This window comes from Colwellia sp. Bg11-28, from assembly GCF_002836245.1.
GTDB classification, from domain to species: Bacteria; Pseudomonadota; Gammaproteobacteria; order Enterobacterales; family Alteromonadaceae; genus Colwellia; species Colwellia psychrerythraea_A.
Map to the genome: position 1 here is coordinate 532,473 of NZ_PJBA01000018.1, position 16,625 is coordinate 549,097.

The window sequence follows — 16,625 nt, forward strand, 5'->3', positions numbered from 1 at the left end:
ATTCTCCTGTATGGCCGTCCTTACTTAAAAGTCGTACTGAAAACCAAGCACAATAGCATCGTAATTAGCTTGAACATCTGACTTATAATCTTGCAGTTCAGCAACTAAACGAAATTCTGGTGACATTTGATAATGAACAAATAACATTGAAAGTTCATTGTCTACTTCTGCTACGGCATCAAGGCCTTTATTCGCATCAGCAGCACGACTATCTTGGTGTCCTTCACCGTAACTGATGCCAACGGTAGTTTTATCAAAGACATAATCAGCTTCAACATACCATTGAGTGGCATCGACATCAGCATCATTGATCCCACCGAATCCGTATAGGCCATCAGCACCAATACCGGTAGTATCTGTAAATGACAATGTTATACCAAAATCACCTAAATCAAGATGAGTACCAACATCGAAGCCTTGCATATCATAATCAAAAGAGTTCGCGCCTAACACTGAGACATTCTGTTGTATGAATCCAGCCCATAACTTAATACCACCCGCATTAAACTTCATTGCATAATTAGCTTGCCCTTCGAAGCGTGGTGAATCTGTTTCAATGCTAGCACCTTGTGAGTCTTGTGGCTCTTCAGGGTTAATCATTGCTACTTTAAATGATAAACCATTGTAATCATTTGAAACAAATTTCACTTGAGGATTGAAATTGGCATAAACATAACCTGTACCTATACGTCCTCCTGTAGCATTACCAGTATCAGCACCGCCACCTAACCAACCTACGCCACCTTGGCTGGCAATATCACCAATAGCTGAACTATTAAATACACCAAAATCTTTACCAACAACAACAGTACCAAAATCACCTGCAATTTGAATATTTGCAACACGGCTTTCGAATAAGCCGCTATTTTGCACACCACTACCTTGTAAATGTGTGTCTATTTGAAAATGACCTGAAACCGTTATGCCATTATCCAGTTTTGGTGCTGCTACGTGAAAATTTAAGTTAGCAGGATTAAAGCCTGATTGAACTCGAAAAGCTTTTTCTTCACCTTCATGATCAGAGCTAACTACAAAAACAGGAATAGAACCACTGATACTCGTTTCCCAACCTTCAACACTTTCGATAGCAACTGCTGCATTAACAGGATTTGACATCGCCATAGTTACTACGGCTAAACCAATAGCACTGTTTATTTTAGTCATTTTTTTTGTGTTTTTAAAATTATTAAATGTTTTCATACTGTTACACCCTAAAATTAGTATTTAGTTTACAAAATAAATTTTATTTTTTAGTTTTTTGTATAAAATTTACATAGCCTTATCCGCGCCCTGAGAAATGTCTCAGGGCTGGATAACCATTTTACGAAGGATTACGGTTTAGTTATTCAGCTTTCCAGCTTTTAAGTAAGTCATCATAGGCAATTGTTTTACCTTGTGGCTTCTCATTACTAAGCTTAGCCTTTGGTGCTCCTGGTTTATTTAACCAGTAGCTAGGATCACTCTGTTTATTCAGTTTCGGACCACATTCACCTTGAACATTAGCACGCTCTAAACGTTGCATAACCTTATCTTGTGCAGCAGCTAAACTATCAAGTGCTTGTTGAGGAGTTTTCTCACCACTTGCCGCTTCAGCAATGTTCTGCCACCAAAGTTGAGACAATTTAGGATAGTCTGGTACATTCGTTCCAGTTGGTGTCCAGTTTTCACGTGCAGGGCTACGGTAAAATTCAACCAGTCCACCCAACATTGGTGCTGCGTCTGTCATCGCTTGAGAATTCAAGTCAGACTCACGAATAGGTGTTAAACCTACTAATGTTTTCTTTAATGAAACAGTTTTAGACACAGTAAACTGAGCATATAACCATGCGGCTAAACGACGTTTTTCTGGTGTTGATTTCATGAAAGTCCAAGCACCTGTATCTTGATAGCCTAGTTTCATACCTTCTTCCCAATAAGGACCTTTAGGAGAAGGAGCCATACGCCATTTAGGAGTACCATCTTCGTTAACTACTGCTAAGCCTTTATCAGTCATGCTGGCAGTAAACGCGGTATACCAAAAGATTTGCTGAGCAATATTACCTTGTGAAGGCACTGGACCTGCTTCAGAGAAAGTCATGCCTTGGGCTTGTGGTGGCGCATAATCATTTAGCCAATCAACGTATTTAGTTGTCGCATACACAGCTGCTGGACCATTGGTCGCTCCGCCACGTGATACGCTTGAACCTACAGGGCGACAACCTTCAACTCGAATACCCCATTCATCAACAGGTAAGCCATTAGGTAAACCTTTATCACCTGCGCCAGCCATTGAGAACCAAGCATCAGTGAAACGCCAGCCTAGTGAAGGATCTTTTTTACCGTAATCCATATGTCCGTAAACACGTTCACCATCAATATTCTTAACATGGTTAGTAAAAAAATCGGCAATATCTTCATAGGCAGACCAATTCTCAGGTACACCTAGTGCGTAACCATAACGAGATTTAAATGCCTTTTTTAGGTCTTCACGGGCAAACCAATCGGCACGAAACCAGTATAAGTTGGCAAACTGTTGATCGGGTAACTGATATAATTTTCCATCAGGGCCAGTAGTAAAATCTAAGCCAATAAAATCGTCAATATCTAATGTAGGTAGAGTATAATCAGCTGCTTCATTTTCAATCATGTCTGAAATGGCAACAACTTTACCGTAGCGAAAATGCGTACCAATTAAATCTGAATCATTGATGTAGGCATCATAGATATTACGACCAGATTGCATTTGAGTTTGTAATTTCTCAACCACATCACCTTCTTGGATTAAGTCATGATTAACCTTAATGCCGGTGATTTCTTCGAATGCCTTAGCCAATACCTTTGATTCATAGGTATGTGTTGCTATGGTTTCAGACGCGACATTAATTTCCATACCTTTAAATGATTTTGCTGCCTCCATAAACCATTTAAGCTCTGCAAGTTGTTGCTTTTTACTCAGTGTTGACTGGGTAAATTCAGTGTCTAACCATTTGTTGGCTGCAGCTTGATCTGCTAGCGCAGGCAGAGTCATCCCGGCGACTGACATAGCAGCGCCTAGTAAAACAATCTTCTTTAATTTATACTTTCTCATGATGTATCTCATTTTAATTTTAGTTTAATTTTAGATTGTGATAAATCACTGGAAGCATGTTTCAACTTCTACCTTGTTCATGCTTCCAGAACTATTGTTGGTATTACCCAACAGGTCGACTTGATAACTAGATTCAGTTAATGATAGTTAATTGAATCTGGTCCCCAAGCCCTTAAACGTATCGAATTTTAAAACCTATCCGATACATTTAACTTTTAACGAGCAATATTTTTCCTCAACAACATTACTCGTTTAAATCTGCTTCTTTACCCCCAACGCAACAATATTGCTAACCAAATAACTGACAATGCTAAAGCAATCATCAAACTTAATTCAGTCACGGCCAGAAAGGCCAAATGAATATAAGCACTTGTTAATAAGCCAATAAAGAGTCTATCCCCTCGAGTGGTACTTATCGGTAAAAAACCTTTACGCTCAGTACAAGGAACTTTAATTTCATACACTGTCATGCATACTAATATGACTGCGATAACACTAAAAAATGTTGCTGTTAATCCAGTCCACGCCATCCAACTCATAATATATCTCCTAAAATGTCTTACACACGTCCCAAGGCGAAACCCTTGGCTACATGATTTCGTACAAAATAAATCACCAATATTCCTGGGATGATAGTTAAAATACCCGCGGCGGCTAATAAGCCCCAATCAATACCTGCAGCGCCAACGGTTCGAGTCATAATTGCCGCAATAGGTTTTGCATCAACTGACGTCAACGTTTTCGCCAGTAATAACTCCACCCAAGAAAACATAAAACAAAAGAACGCCGTAACACCGATACCTGAACTAATCATAGGTAAAAAGATACGAATAAAGAATCGTGGAAAACTATAGCCATCGATAAAAGCAGTTTCATCAACTTCACGGGGTACACCAGAGATAAAGCCTTCTAAAATCCATACCGCTAATGGCACAGTAAATAAGCAATGGGCAAGAGCTACCGCGATATGGGTATCAAACAAACCTACTGACGAATAAAGTTGAAAGAAAGGCAATAAGAACACCGCAGGTGGAGCCATACGATTAGTTAATAGCCAAAAGAATAAATGTTTATCACCCACAAATTTATAGCGACTAAAAGCATACGCGGCTGGAAGTGCGACTATTAAAGTGATGACCATATTCATAGAAACATAGATCATAGAGTTGACATACCCCATGTACCAACTTGGATCGCTAAATATGGTGATATAGTTATCAAAAGTAAAGTTAGTTGGCCACAAAGTCATTGCACCAAGTATTTCATCATTTTTCTTAAATGACATATTCAGTAGCCAATAGATGGGCACTAATAAAAACAATAAGTAAGTGGTCATGCCTAGGGTTTTACGTTTATTTATTTGCATAGATTACTCCTTATTTTGCCTTGTCTTGTAGGTTAATTACGGTGAAAAACATATAACATACCAATAAAACAATTAAATAATAAATCAGTGAGAAAGCAGCAGCAGGTCCCAAATCAAATTGACCAATTGCCATTTTAGTTAACGCTTGGCTTAAGAAAGTGGTTGAGTTACCTGGTCCGCCACCGGTTAAAACAAAGGGTTCGGTATAGATCATAAAGCTATCCATAAATCGTAGTAATACACCGATAACCAATACACTTTTCAAACGAGGTAATTGAATGTAACGAAATATTGCCCAGCTTGATGCACGATCGATACGCGCTGCTTGATAGAAGGCTTCTGGTATAGCTCGCAAGCCTGAATAACACAGTAAGGCAATTAATGATGTCCAGTGCCAAACATCCATTAATAGTACGGTGAACCATGCATCACTTGCATTAGAAGCATAGTTATAATCAATACCTAAAGCATTTACTGCCCAGCCGAATAAACCTATATCGGCACGGCTAAACGTTTGCCAGATGGTGCCAACGACGTTCCATGGAATTAATAACGGGATAGCAACGAGTATTAAAGCCACAGATGCCATCCTACCTTTTGCTGGCATCATTAACGCAACAGCAATACCGAGTGGAATTTCAATCAACAAAACAGAAAAAGAATAACTAAATTGTCGTAGTAGTGAGTCAAGTAAGCGCGGGCTGCGCAACATTTCGCGGTACCATTCGGCGCCAACAAAATAGGCTGTATTTTGGTCAAATATATCTTGTACCGAGTAGTTAACTACGGTCATTATCGGCACGATTGCCGAAAAGGCTACCAGTAGAAATACCGGTAATACAAGAAACCATGCTTTATTATTGGTTACCTTGTTCATGCGTTTGCTCCTTCTAGCTCGACAGCCACTTCTACCAAAAACTCATCAACATAAAGTTTCAACCATTGATCAGGGAAACTAATATAAACTTCGCCTTTAGGTACTTTACGGTCTTCGTCAAGACGAACTTTTAATTGTTGCCCGTCTAATTTCAAGTTAAGTATTTTGTATGTACCTAGATCTTCAACATGTAGGAGGTCACAACAATAAGCATCATTATTAGGCTCATCCCATATATGGATAAACTCAGGGCGAATACCTACCTTTAAATTATTGCTTGGCATTTGTGCAAGTAATTTAACCATTTCTGGTTCAAGGTTTATTTGTGTGTTGTTGAATTTTACACCGGAAGAGCTGCGTTGCACTTCAATCAAGTTCATGCCTGGGCTACCAATAAAGTAACCGACAAAAGCGTGATTAGGACGTTCAAATAATTCGCGAGGCGTACCAAACTGAACAATTTGTCCGCCGTACATCACGGCAATTTTTTCAGCAAATGTCGACGCTTCTAATTGATCATGGGTTACATATACCATGGTAATATTGAATTGCTCATGAATTTGCTTTAATTTTCGACGCAACTTCCATTTTAATTGTGGATCAATAACCGTTAACGGTTCATCAAACAATATCGCTGACACGTCACTACGAACTAAACCACGACCCATTGAAACTTTTTGTTTTTCATCGGCGGTGAGGTTACTGGCATTACGCTTTAACAAAGGTGTTAATTCAAGCGCTTCAGCAATTTCATGTACTCTACTTTGTACCTTAACTTCGGGAGTTTTCATATTGCGCAGTGGAAAAGCCAAGTTATCATAAACAGTCATCGAATCATAAATAACTGGAAACTGGAACACTTGTGCAATATTACGATCTTCAGGTGGAATATTATTTACTTCAAGACCATCAAAAAGTACCTGACCTTCAGAAGGAGAAAGGAGCCCCGACATAATATTTAATAAAGTACTTTTACCACAACCTGATGGTCCAAGAAGTGCATAGGCACCGCCATGTTCCCAGATATGGTCCATTTCTCTAATAGCATAATCAGAAGGTTTACTTGGATCCTTACTGTAGCTATGGGCCAACGATTTTAAATGTATTTCAGCCATGAATTTGTTACCTCGTGATACGTTGAGATGGTGTTTGAATAGTATTACCTGCTTGGTCAAAAACAAAAAGTTTATGTGTAGGTAAATAGACTTTGATGGGGTCGCCAATATGGAAACTTACGACACCTGACAGTTGTATAATTAAATCAAAATGGTCATTAACAACATGCATATAAGTTTCAGAACCACTAATTTCGGCTAATTGCATACGCATTGAAAGCTCCAAATCATCATCATGATTAGGTACTAAACCAATATGACTTGGCAATACACCAAAGGTGTAATCTCCAGGTTTAATCTTACTTAAATCATGATCGAGTGGAAAATGAACGGATTCATCAAAAGTGACTTCACTATTACTAAGGCGACCTGGAATGAGATTGATAGCGGGCTCACTGAAGAGTTTTGCGGCATCAGCATTAACAGGATTACGATATACTTGAGTTGCAGGACCAGTTTGTATGACTTGTCCTTCATGTAATAACGTTGTTACCCCACCTAAAGCCATCGCTTCATTTGGTTCGGTTGTAGCGTATATGGCAATCGCATTACGTTCTTGAAATAAGTCGCGTAATTCTGCTCGTAACTCTTCCCGTAACTTATAATCAAGATTAACTAGGGGCTCGTCGAATAATATGATACCTGCATCTTTGACTAATGCTCGTGCCATTGAGCAACGTTGTTGTTGTCCACCTGAGAGCTCAAGAGGATGTCGATCTAAAAAAGGTTCTATTTGCAAAATAGCCGCCGTTTCATTAACACGCCTCGTGATCTCTGACTCTTTAGTTTTTGCTATTCTCAATGGTGATGCTATATTTTCACGCACAGTTAAATTAGGGTAATTTATAAATTGCTGATACACCATGGAAATATTTCGCTGTTGAACAGCTATATTGGTCACATCTTGACCATCCATATAAATACTGCCAGACGTGGGTTTATCTAGTCCTGCCATAAGGCGCATAAGTGACGTTTTTCCAGCAAGTGTACGACCTAAAAGTACATTGAAGGAACCGGGTTCTAATTTCAGGTTTACATCGCTAAGGTAAGTTTCACCATCGACAACATAACCTAAATTTTCTAAAACGAGTGACATGTTATTGAATTCTCCCATTCATATTTATATTTCACATAAATCATTGTTCAAATTTATGAGCAAATCTTTTGTCATAACCCTATCCTGCATTCATTAAGCCAAAGTGTAACAATTCGTAATAAATTGCAATAAAAAATGATAAGTCATTGTTATAATTAGATTAAAAATAACAGTGTTTTTTATTTACTTTAAATTTTAAAAAACGAAGGTTGTTCAAAACTGTTCAAAAATGTTCATAATTTTTTTTTATGAACACGTTCAACACATTTTTTGAACAATATTTATTGAACAGTTAAGGATTTCCACATTCCATATACTAGGACTAACAGATTATAATTAAATTATTATAAATCAAATATATTCACTAATAATAAAAAACAAAACCCTATTGCATTGTTTTTAAATAACTTTAAATACAAACTTAAAAAACCATCATTTTAACTTATACTTAAAACATTTCCTTACTGTTGACTAAACAAACCAAAACACCTATAAATTGTATAATAATGAGTAGAATTTGTTTGTTCAAACTGTTCAAACTGTTCAAATAGTGAAAAGTAATATGCTCGTTCTCTGATGTAATTTTCAAGACAAACATTAATATCAACATAGGCCAGCTTGAATTTGCAGATGTTGCTATTAATAGTATGAGGAAAAGCGGGTGAAAGATGATGATAAAATTAAGGAGTCTTGGCAACGTTGTGAGCTTTATGGTTTAGAACAATCAAGCAAACCTCAATTACAACGCTTGGGACAAAGCGACCAAAGCTCTTTAGATGAAGAGTATCATCGACTTATTAACACGACTAATAATGAGGTATTACCTTATTACGAAAATATCCTATCGAATACTCAATGTTTGATTCTGCTTACTGATAATCAGGGGCAAGTCTTAAATAGCTGGGGAGATAAGCGTTTCCTTGCCTCACCTAATAAGGCACTTTTTGAAAAAGGTGTTGATTGGAAAGAAAGAAATAATGGCACTAATGCTATTGGTACTGCGCTAGCTTGTGGTGAAGCAGTACAAATTCAGCAAGATGACCACTTTTTAAAAGCTAATCGCTTCATGATCGGATCTGCGTCACCTATTTATGATGTGAACCGTACCTTGTTGGGTATCCTTGATATTTCTAGTGATGCCTATTTACCACAATCCCATACATTGGGCATGGTAAAGTTAATGTCACAAAGTATTGAAAATAGACTAATCATCAGTACTTTTAGCGATGAGCATTTCTTACTTACCTTTAATACAAATTTTGATAATTTAGATAGTCAATGGTCTGGAATAATCGTTTTCAACGAAGGAGGTACGATTATCTCTGCAAATCGACGGGCTGAAATATTATTATGTTACGACCTTACCTTAGTAAATATCGCCGATATTTTTGATGTTCCCTTACAAAAATTGAAGAGTCAGCTTTCTAACCTGCCATTTTCCTTTAGAGCATTAAATAAATATCAGATGCATGGTTTTATTAAAGCGCCGATAAAAAATGAAATACAGCCTATTGATTTTCGTAACAATACAGCTACAAAATCGGACATTGATATTATTTCATTAGAACAGTTTAGCTTTGGAGATGAAAAAATTTCACGTTGTATTGAACAGGCTGAACGTATTATTGATAAAGATATCCCTATTCTTATTCATGGTGAAACAGGTGTTGGTAAAGAAGTATTTGTCAAAGGCTTACATCACTTTAGCCAACGAAGAATGCACCCACTTGTTGCAGTTAATTGCGCCGCAATTCCCAGTGATTTAGTTGAATCAGAACTGTTTGGTTATGAAAGTGGTGCATTTACTGGTGCATCAAGTAAGGGCTCAATAGGCTTTATCCGTAAAGCACATAAGGGAACTTTATTTCTTGATGAAATAGGAGAAATGCCACTTAGTGTACAAAGTAGGCTATTGCGTGTTTTACAAGAAAGGACAGTGACTCCTCTAGGTTCTACAGAAAGCTATCACGTTGACATCAAACTCATATCGGCAACTAACCGTAGTTTAAGAAAGGATGTTGATTCGGGTCAATTTAGGCAAGATTTATATTATCGAGTCAGTGGACTCAACCTTGAGCTGCCACCTTTACGTGAACGAACGGATAGAAAACAGCTCTTTCATCAAGTCAATGCTCTTTATAGTCATGGCAGTGAAAATGAAAAACTATCTCTTGAGATAGTTGAGTTGTTTAATCAACACCCTTGGCCAGGAAATGTCCGTCAGTTGGTTAGTGTCATTCAAATAGCTCAAGCAATGTCTGATGATGAGCCTATCCAAACAAGACACTTACCGGATGATTTTTTTGAAGATCTTAAAGAAAGTAAAATCAATAAAAAACAGGTCGTCAATAGTGAAACTGTTCAAAGTGAACAAACAATTGAACACCTGACCGTCGAGGATAAAGTCTCAGCAGATAAAGCAGAATTACTTCATGTATACAATGAATATAAAGGTAATATTTCACAAACAGCGAAAGCATTAGCCATCAGTAGAAATACCTTATATAAACGTTTAAAAGAAATAGGCATCCGTTAAGCACTATAAATTAGGCTCTGTTTCCGTTTGCTGTCGTCCCATAATATAAATTGAGCGTTAGCCCTTATAGAGCCTGTTTACCAGCAACTTTTACTACAAAGTTAACCTTATCTCTAGCGTATTAACAAATAAGAATTTGAGCGATAAATAGCAGTCTTATGGAACAGAGCCATAAATCAACGGGTAATTTAATAGGTTAAAACTGGCGCTTTAATCAATAAATTATTAGTACCAAAGACAAAAAATTTATGTATCGGCATGTAGACCTTAATCTTTGCATCAGTGTGATACTCATGTACGCCAGCTAAGTGCATAACTAGAGAAAAGTGCTTATTAGAAAGTCTTATCATGCTTTCAGAGCCGCTAATTTCGGCTAAATCAACTATCATTGATAATTCCAAATCGCTATCATCTGCAGGCACAAATTTAAGGTGACTCGGTCGTATACCAAAACGATAATCTCCTGGTGCTAATTCAGAAATTTGTGAGCTTAAAGGGTATCGTAGCGTATTATAAAAAACAATTTCATTGTCAGTGATACTTCCTTCGATTAAATTCATTTCAGGATCACTACAAAGCTTGGCGGCATCAACATTAATAGGTTGATTGTAAACAACACTAGCTTCCCCCTCTTGAATCACCCGTCCTTCATGCATCAATATCGATTTCCCCCCTAATGCCATGGCTACTTTAGGGTTTGTTGTTGCATAAATAGCAATACAGTTGCGTGCTGCCAATAAATCTCTTATTTCATTACGTAATTCTTCACGCAATTTATAATCAAGGTTCACCAAAGGTTCATCTAATAAAATGATATCGGCATCTTTGACTAAAGCCCGTGCCATTGCAGTTCTTTGCTGCTGACCACCCGAAAGTTCAAGAGGGTAACGATCTAAGCAAGATTCTATGTGTAACAAGGCAGCAACTTCATTTACTTTACGTTCGATTTCAGATTTTTTAAGGCCGATTACGCGCAAGGGGGAAGCAATATTATCTCTGACTGTTAAATGGGGATAATTAATAAACTGATGATGTACCATTGAAACATTACGCTGCTGAACCGGCACTTTAGCTAAATCAACACCATTTTTTAAAATACGTCCTGATGAAGGTGATTCCAACCCCGCAATCAATCGCATTAAGGTAGTTTTTCCCGCTTTTTTCCCGCCTTTCTTACCAAGTAACACGTTAAAAGAGCCAGGTTCCAGTACTAGATTCACATTATGAATACGTGCTTTACCATTTACTTTGTAGCATAGGCTTTCTAAAACTATCGACATAAAATTACTCAATTTACTTACTAGCTTCCTTACTAGCTTCCTTATTAGCTATAGTATGACAATTTATGATTAATGTCTGTTTGATCGTAATCAAAAACCCCTCTTTTATTTATATGCCTATGTAGCTTACTCAGGAGGTGTCATGGGAACACTATAAATCTAGAATTTCAATAATGCTAAACTACAAGACATGGTGAAAGATTAAGTTGATTTGTTGTGATTTCCGATAATGGCAGTGTTACCTGAACAAACTACATAGGCAGGGTTAAAATATATAAAGTAATCTAGCCAAGAATACTACTTAATATCTTTTGATTGTTCATTGTAAATAGGCTTTATGTTGATTACTGATTGGTCAAATTTCAATCGCAATAGAGTACAACGAGACCTTGAAAGTATGTTGTTTTATTGGAATTTATAAAGAGTATTGATAGTGATATACGATAAATGTTGCAGAAGCTAAAAAATGTAGATTAACGTGTTGAAACAAAAGCCATTAACTTTGCATTCAACACGTTAATATTTATATTGAGAGGGGTTAGTTATAAGCTTTGCAAATGTTAAGAAAATCATCTGCGTTTAATGAGGAACCGCCTACTAAAGCGCCATCAACATCCTGTTGTGCGAATAATGCTTTTGCATTATCTGCATTCACACTCCCTCCGTAAATAACCTGTATATTCTTAGAAATGTTAAGATCATGCTCAGCTAATTGACGTCGAATTTGAGCATGAACAGCTTGCGCTTGTTCAGGACTTGCTGTTTCACCGGTACCTATAGCCCATATAGGTTCATAAGCAATGACGGCATGCTCAAACCCCTTAATCCCTACTTCTTCAATAATGATTGAAATTTGCTCCGCAATAACTAAAAATGTCTCTTTAGATTGACGCTGGGTTAGCGTTTCACCAACACAAAGTACAGGAGTAATTTCAGCTTGAACCGCTGCCGAAAATTTATCCGCTATTTGTTCATCACTTTCATGGTTGAGGCATCTACGCTCTGAGTGACCAAGCAAGACATAAGAACAGCCAAGATCATGCAACATTGCCGTTGAAACTTCACCAGTAAAAGCGCCGTTTCTGTTTGCACTCACATTCTGGGCTCCGTATTTTATTTTACTATTTAATAACTGCTGACTTATTTGAGCCATGTAGATGGAAGGAGGGCAAACTACAACTTCGATTTCATCATTTGAATCATATGATTTACTAATAGTATTAAGCAATTCATCATTTTCAGCTAAATTGCCATTCATTTTCCAGTTACCGATAATTAGGGCTTGTCTCATGACTTATAACCTTTCTGACCATAAACTTCAGCAAGACCATTATAAATATATTGACCACTAAGTTCTTCTTCAATTCGTAACAGGCGATTATATTTAGCCACACGATCAGAACGTGAAAGTGAACCCGTTTTAATTTGTCCTGCGCAAGTTGCTACGGCTAGATCAGCAATGGTAGTATCTTCTGTTTCACCTGAACGATGAGAAATAATCACTGAATACCCAGCCAATTGTGCCATATTAATGGCCTCAAATGTTTCAGTTAAGGTGCCTATTTGATTAAATTTAATCAGGATGGAATTAGCAATATTTTTCTTGATCCCTTGACTAAGTATTTGTGTATTTGTCACGAAAAGGTCATCACCTACCAACTGAATTTTGTCACCGAGTATTTTGGTTAAATATGCCCAGCCTTGCCAATCACTTTCGTCCAAGCCATCTTCTATAGAGACAATAGGATACTTTTCGGTTAATTCTGCTAAATAGTCTGAAAATCCTTCAGCATCGAACGATTTATTTTCACCCGCAAGCACGTATCGGCCTTCATGATAAAACTCACTTGCTGCACAATCCAAGGCCAGAGTAAAATCTTTTCCTAATTCATAACCTGCCTGTTCAACGGCTTCTTTAATAACAACCAATGCTTCTTCGTTAGAAGCTAAATCGGGAGCAAAACCACCTTCATCACCAACGGCCGTATTCAACCCACGCTCTGCTAATACTTTTTTCAGTTGTTGAAAAACTTCAGCGCCCATGCGTAAACCTTCACTAAATCTCTTTGCACCTACCGGTTGAATCATGAACTCTTGAATATCAATATTGTTATCCGCATGCTCACCACCATTGATTATATTCATCATAGGTAACGGCAACGATAACTTATCCAAACTACCGAAAAGTGCTGCAAGATGCTGATAAAGTGGTTGTTTATTTGATAAGGCAGCTACCTTGGCAACTGCCAGTGAAACGGCGAGAATAGCATTAGCACCTAAACTTGATTTATTTTCGGTACCGTCCAGCTCAATCATCGTTTGATCTATTGCTTGTTGATTTAGCGCATTAAACCCAATCAAAGCTTGGTTGATTGGTCCATTAATAGCCTCAACAGCTTTTAATACACCCTTACCATGGTAACGGCTTTTGTCGCCATCTCTAAGTTCTAATGCTTCTCTTGAACCTGTTGACGCACCTGATGGCGCACAAGCTGTACCCATTTGTCCTGACGTTAAAATAACATCTGCTTCTACGGTGGGATTACCGCGAGAATCAAGAATTTCTCTGGCAATTATTTTACTAATTTTATTCATGTTTTTATCTCTTTATTAACAATTTACATCGGTGATAAATGCATATTTTAACGAGTCAAAAAGCCTATTCTAATGACTCGATTTAGTTGCTGATTTAAGTAATTAATCGTTAACTTGCATTATGTTTAACCTGCACTATGTTCATTGCATTGGTGCCGCCATGGATATTACAAAAATCACCTTTAGAGATAATAATCCAATCTCCTTCAACAACTTCTCCACGACGAACGAGTTCGTCAACAACACTTTGGTTAACTTGCTCAAAAGAGATTGAGTCGAAGTTATAAGTTACAGGAACAACACCTCGATAAAGCGCTACTCTATTTTCCGTTTTTTGTTGATGTGTAAAAGCAAAAATTGGGATACTTGAGCTAATACGCGACATCAGTAATGCCGTATTTCCGGTTTCAGTTAAGCTAATAATCGCTTTAACACCAGATAAGTGGTTGGCTGTGTACATAGTTGCCATCGCCACAGATTCATCAGCGGCAGTAAAGTCTTCATGTAAACGATGTTCAGATACATGAGATTGTGGGTGACATTCTGCCCCCATGATAATTCGATCCATTGCTTCAACAGCCTCAACAGGAAAACCACCTGCAGCCGTTTCACCCGACAACATCACGGCATCGGTGCCATCTAATACCGCGTTAGCAACATCAAACACTTCTGCCCTTGTAGGTAATGGACTCTCAATCATCGACTCCATCATTTGGGTCGCTGTTATAACCACTTTTTGCAGTTCACGAGAACGTTTGATTAAATGCTTTTGTACGGCAATCAGCGCAGCATCACCTATTTCAACACCTAAGTCTCCACGCGCTACCATCACCACATCAGAGGCAATAATAATGCTGTCAAGCAAGTCATTATCAGCAACAGCTTCAGCGCGTTCAATTTTGGAAACAATATCGACGCGTCTGCCATTACTGGCAAGCTCATAGGCTTGGCGAGCCTGGTGTAGGTCGTCAGGACATCGCACGAAAGAAACCGCTAAGTAATCAACATTAATTTTTGCGGCTAATTTGATATCAGTAAAGTCTTTTTCGGTTAAAGCACCGGCTGAAAGCCCACCGCCTTCACGATTTATGCCTTTGTTATTTGATAACTTACCCGCAACAACAACCCTTGTTTCAATACAAGTACCGTTAATGGCTTCTACTTGCAGTACTACACGTCCATCGTCTAACAGTAAGCGATTGCCAACAATAACTTCGTCGGGCAAACTGGTGTAATCTAGGCCTACTTGCTGTTGATCGCCGGCAGTTTTATCTAGTGAGGCATCAAGATTAAAGCGGTCACCTAAATTAAGTTTTATCGGTCCTTCTTTAAATTGTGCAATACGGATTTTTGGGCCTTGCAAATCGCCTAGAATGGCAACAGTTCTGCCATTTTTATGCGCCAATTCACGCACTAAATCAGCACGTTGTTGATGATCTTCTGCTTTACCATGAGAAAAATTTAAACGAACCACATTAACGCCCGCTATAATCAATCGCTCAAGCACCGCTGGTTCATCTGTTGCAGGACCAAGTGTCGCCACTATTTTAGTACGTCTAATCATGCTGCTTCACCTGCTGACTTTTTAGTTTTAGCACGATAAACGTCCATCAAAGCAAGGGTATTATCGAGCATGCGGTTAGAAAAACCCCATTCATTATCATACCAAGACATCACTTTGATTAAACGACCATTAATACATGTTTGTGTTGCATCAAAATTTGACGATTCAGCAATATGATTAAAATCTACAGAAACAAGCGGCTCTTCATTAAACGCTAGCACGCCTTTCATAGGTCCTTGCGATGCAGATCTGATAGCATTATTTATTTCTTCAAGTGTAGTATCGCGACTGGCAATAAAAGTAAAATCAACCAATGAAACGTTAATTGTTGGTACTCGTACCGCCATCCCATCAAGCTTTCCATCTAATTCAGGTAAAACTAGCCCAACAGCTTGGGCTGCACCTGTTTTGGTTGGGATCATTGATTGGGTTGCTGAACGAGCACGATAAATATCACTATGATAAACATCATTTAAATTTTGATCATTGGTGTAGGCATGTATGGTTGTCATTGAACCTTGTTCAATGCCTATTGAATCATTTAATGCTTTGGCAACGGGAGCCAAACAATTAGTTGTACACGAAGCATTTGAAATGATCTGACTTTCAGTCGTTAAACAATCATGGTTAACCCCATAAACAACAGTAGCGTCTGCATCATTAGCAGGGGCTGAAATTATCACTTTTATCGCGCCAGCTTCAATATGCCCCATGGCTTTATCACGACTAGTGAAAAAGCCCGTACATTCATAAACCACATCAATCTCAAGTTCTTTCCATGGTAATTGTCGTGGATCACGCTCAGAAAGAGTGACTATGGGGTCTCCATTAATAATGATCTTCTCATCATTAACTTCTACTGAACCAGGAAACCGACCATGTACAGAATCATATTTAGTAAGATGGGCATTAAAGGCTGTATCACCTAAGTCATTAATCGCCACTATTTCAATATCGTTGCGGTAATTAGATTCGTACAGTGCTCGCAAAATATTACGACCTATGCGGCCATAACCGTTTATTGCTACTCGAATTGTCATAAGTTATCTCTATTAGTTGTTATTTTTATTACTAATCTTAGCTAACTAACGCAGCCAAGATTAGTACTGTATTTGATGTAGGGGATAGA

Annotated in this window: 13 protein-coding genes; 1 reads left to right on the forward strand and 12 read right to left on the reverse strand. The window is 38.0% G+C overall.

Translation table 11 applies throughout. The features are described 5' to 3' along the window. Positions 1-24 precede the first annotated feature (24 nt). From CXF79_RS19555 to CXF79_RS19585, 7 genes are all read right to left on the reverse strand, one after another. Positions 25-1,200 (reverse strand): porin, encoded by a 1,176-nt coding sequence (locus tag CXF79_RS19555; protein ID WP_232769257.1) that lies wholly within the window; start codon positions 1,198-1,200, stop codon positions 25-27. A 142-nt stretch (positions 1,201-1,342) separates the two neighbouring features. Beyond that, on the reverse strand, positions 1,343-3,007 hold the full coding sequence (locus CXF79_RS19560; RefSeq protein ID WP_442871906.1) for an ABC transporter substrate-binding protein: 1,665 nt from the start codon (positions 3,005-3,007) through the stop codon (positions 1,343-1,345). A gap of 326 nt (positions 3,008-3,333) precedes the next feature. Continuing rightward, positions 3,334-3,606, reverse strand: coding sequence for a DUF2160 domain-containing protein (locus tag CXF79_RS19565; RefSeq protein ID WP_101157332.1), 273 nt, complete (start codon positions 3,604-3,606; stop codon positions 3,334-3,336). A gap of 20 nt (positions 3,607-3,626) precedes the next feature. Continuing rightward, positions 3,627-4,433, reverse strand: coding sequence for a carbohydrate ABC transporter permease (locus CXF79_RS19570; protein ID WP_101157335.1), 807 nt, complete (start codon positions 4,431-4,433; stop codon positions 3,627-3,629). 10 nt (positions 4,434-4,443) lie between these two features. Then, positions 4,444-5,310, reverse strand: coding sequence for a carbohydrate ABC transporter permease (locus CXF79_RS19575; protein ID WP_101157337.1), 867 nt, complete (start codon positions 5,308-5,310; stop codon positions 4,444-4,446). After that, complete coding sequence (locus CXF79_RS19580) at positions 5,307-6,425, reverse strand: ABC transporter ATP-binding protein (RefSeq protein ID WP_101157338.1); 1,119 nt, start codon at positions 6,423-6,425, stop codon at positions 5,307-5,309. The genes CXF79_RS19575 and CXF79_RS19580 overlap by 4 nt, the downstream gene beginning before the upstream one ends. A gap of 7 nt (positions 6,426-6,432) precedes the next feature. Further along, positions 6,433-7,521, reverse strand: coding sequence for an ABC transporter ATP-binding protein (locus CXF79_RS19585; protein ID WP_101157340.1), 1,089 nt, complete (start codon positions 7,519-7,521; stop codon positions 6,433-6,435). Between the two features lie 661 nt (positions 7,522-8,182). On the opposite strand from CXF79_RS19585, the gene CXF79_RS19590 reads away from it, so the two are divergent. Then, positions 8,183-10,057 (forward strand): sigma-54-dependent Fis family transcriptional regulator, encoded by a 1,875-nt coding sequence (locus CXF79_RS19590; RefSeq protein WP_101157342.1) that lies wholly within the window; start codon positions 8,183-8,185, stop codon positions 10,055-10,057. A gap of 188 nt (positions 10,058-10,245) precedes the next feature. On the opposite strand, the gene CXF79_RS19595 is transcribed toward CXF79_RS19590, so the two are convergent. The 5 genes from CXF79_RS19595 to gap form a co-directional block, all read right to left on the reverse strand. Continuing rightward, the gene (locus CXF79_RS19595) at positions 10,246-11,337 is read right to left on the reverse strand and encodes an ABC transporter ATP-binding protein (protein WP_101157344.1); all 1,092 of its coding nucleotides are present in this window, start codon (positions 11,335-11,337) and stop codon (positions 10,246-10,248) included. Between the two features lie 538 nt (positions 11,338-11,875). Continuing rightward, positions 11,876-12,628 (reverse strand): triose-phosphate isomerase, encoded by a 753-nt coding sequence (gene tpiA, locus CXF79_RS19600; RefSeq protein ID WP_101157346.1) that lies wholly within the window; start codon positions 12,626-12,628, stop codon positions 11,876-11,878. Next, complete coding sequence (eno, locus tag CXF79_RS19605; protein WP_101157348.1) at positions 12,625-13,932, reverse strand: phosphopyruvate hydratase; 1,308 nt, start codon at positions 13,930-13,932, stop codon at positions 12,625-12,627. The genes tpiA and eno overlap by 4 nt, the downstream gene beginning before the upstream one ends. Positions 13,933-14,041: 109 nt before the next feature. Further along, the gene (gene pyk / locus CXF79_RS19610) at positions 14,042-15,496 is read right to left on the reverse strand and encodes a pyruvate kinase (RefSeq protein WP_101157351.1); all 1,455 of its coding nucleotides are present in this window, start codon (positions 15,494-15,496) and stop codon (positions 14,042-14,044) included. After that, on the reverse strand, positions 15,493-16,536 hold the full coding sequence (gene gap / locus CXF79_RS19615; RefSeq protein ID WP_101157353.1) for a type I glyceraldehyde-3-phosphate dehydrogenase: 1,044 nt from the start codon (positions 16,534-16,536) through the stop codon (positions 15,493-15,495). Before gap ends, pyk begins: the two co-directional genes overlap by 4 nt. Positions 16,537-16,625 lie beyond the last annotated feature (89 nt).